This window comes from Microcoleus sp. SVA1B4 (assembly GCF_036700545.1).
Taxonomy (GTDB): Bacteria; Cyanobacteriota; Cyanobacteriia; order Cyanobacteriales; family Microcoleaceae; genus Microcoleus.
The window spans coordinates 55,561-57,902 of the sequence record NZ_JAUBPB010000043.1 but is presented as its reverse complement, the minus strand read 5'-3'; the positions used below and the strand labels follow the sequence as shown (position 1 = coordinate 57,902).

The window sequence follows — 2,342 nt, the reverse complement described above, 5'->3', positions numbered from 1 at the left end:
TGATTTTAAATCACCCTAACCTTCCTTCAGTCTTGTCTTATGGTACTCTGGCTGCTTAAAAACTGTCCGGAGTATTGACCACTCAGGGAGGCACTATTACTCTGAATGCTGATAGTGATAATCTAAACGGTGGTGGTGTCAGTATTGTAGGTTCGACGATCGCTACTAATGGTGGTAATTTCCTGGGTAATGGTCAGGGGACTCTTGGGGCCGTGCGGGGAATCAATGTCCAGAACAGCAAAATTAATGCCGGAAGTGGAAACATTGACCTGAATGGTACGGGAAGAAAATCGACAGGGGGAAACAATGTCGGTATTTCTATTTCGGGTGCTACCACATTACAAACTACTGGCAGCGGCAATATTACTTTCAACGGTACTGGCGGCAACGGGACAGATGGTAATCAAGGGATATCTATTGACGGCAGTACAGTGCGGGCCGGGGGAAGTGTCAGCCTGACTGGAACAGGTGCGGGGACAGGAATCGAAAATACAGGCGTTAATCTCAACAACGCTACAGTGGAGTCAACGGCGGAGAATGGGAATGTGACTCTGATCGGTGTTGGCGGTAATGGGACTCGTGACAATCGAGGGATATTCGTTGAGAACGCTACAGTGAAAGCGCTCTCTGGAAATGTCAGTCTGACGGGTACAGGTGGTGGGACTGGGTCTTCCAACCACGGTATAGAGATATTAAATGATGCTACAATCCAAACCGCAGGCTTGGGAAAGGTGACGTTGACGGGGACGAGCAGTGCAGGCATCAGCACTACAGTCGCGAGCGGTAATTCCGGGATCAGGCTCTTCGAGGGCACGGTAAAATCGGAGAATGGAGATATTGTTTTAACCGGTACGAGTGTAGGGACTGGATTGAACACCTACGGGATTGATATGCCCCCGATTCTTACTACCATGGTACCGAGCACAATACAAGCTACGGGAACGGGTAATATTAGTCTCACGGGAAAGGCTAACAACTCCGATAATTCCATTAGACTCACCCCAGGTGTGATTGAGGCGACTTTAGGCGGCAATGTCACTTTGACGGGCGATGACATTTCATTGTCATCAATAACTCAAATTAAAGGTACTGGGATTATCCAGTTGCAGCCGCTTACTCCCAGTTTAGATATTACTGTGGGTGGTAATACTGCGGACGCTCGTTTGAATCTCAGCAGTGCTGAACTCGCGCCTCCGGTTTTAAATGGGTTTTCCCAAATGATTATCGGGCGCACGGATGGGACGGGGAATATCGCAATTGATCCTGCTGGTGTTACTTTTAATTTCCCCGTCACAATGCAAGCTGGCACAATTGCAGTCGATGGAAACATTACAGGTGTAAACAACGCTTCAATTACTTTTAATGCTCCAACGACTAACTTAAACAAAAATATTCTCACCATTGTCACCAACGAACAGAAGATTGACTTTGGTGGCAAAGTCTCTCTCGCTACGGGTTCTAATGTCACCCTCGATACTGGGTTAAATAATGCCGGTGACATTAATTTTGGGGGAACGGTTGACGGCGATGGCAACCTAGTTTTGACTACGGGAACAGGCGTGATTAATGTCAACGGGCCCATTGGAAATACAGTACCTTTAGGTTCCCTGAAAACAATCAATTCTTTGGATGTTAAGAGTCCGATCGATTTTTCGATTGAAACTACAGGCGATATTACTGTTGGTAGTATGAGAAATCCCGGAGGGGCGATCGCCCTTAGCAGCACTAATGGCAATATTGATACGACAGCAGGGGCAATTGATACCACATCCACTATCGGAAATGGTGGCCCGATCGCACTCAGTGCTAACAATACGATTAACGCTAGCAATCTTAACTCTAGTTCCACTGCTGGTGCTGGCGGAAAAATCGAGCTCACTAGCACAAATGGCGATATTATTGCAGCCCCAGGAACTGTTTGGAATTCTAGTTCTACTTCTGGTAGCGCCGGAGATATTGCGATCGCCACTCCCAATGAAGTCGAGATAAATAGCATTGATGCTAATGGATTGCCCGGTACTGGATCATTAGGAAATGTCACCGTCACCAGTGCTGGCACAACTACATTTAATGCTGTCAAAGCTACCAGTTTCACCACCAATGCTGGCGGTACAACCGAACTTAAGGGCAATGTCACTACAATTGGCGCTCAAACCTATGGAGATGCAGTGACAATTGCCAACAATCCCATTCTCGCAGGCAGCGAAATTACTTTCAATAATACTGTAGACGGCAGCAGTGATTTGACTGTGAAGGCGGTTAGCGGTGATGTTACATTCAATGGTGCAGTTGGGAATCCAACAAATGCGATCGGCAATTTAACAGCTAACTCTACAGGCACA

At 47.0% G+C, this 2,342-nt stretch carries 1 protein-coding gene; it reads left to right on the top strand.

All coding sequences use genetic code 11. The features are described 5' to 3' along the window. Nucleotides 1-74: 74 nt before the first annotated feature. Nucleotides 75-2,342: beta strand repeat-containing protein (locus QT987_RS19255; protein ID WP_445300365.1), on the top strand; the 2,268-nt coding region annotated here is incomplete at its 3' end.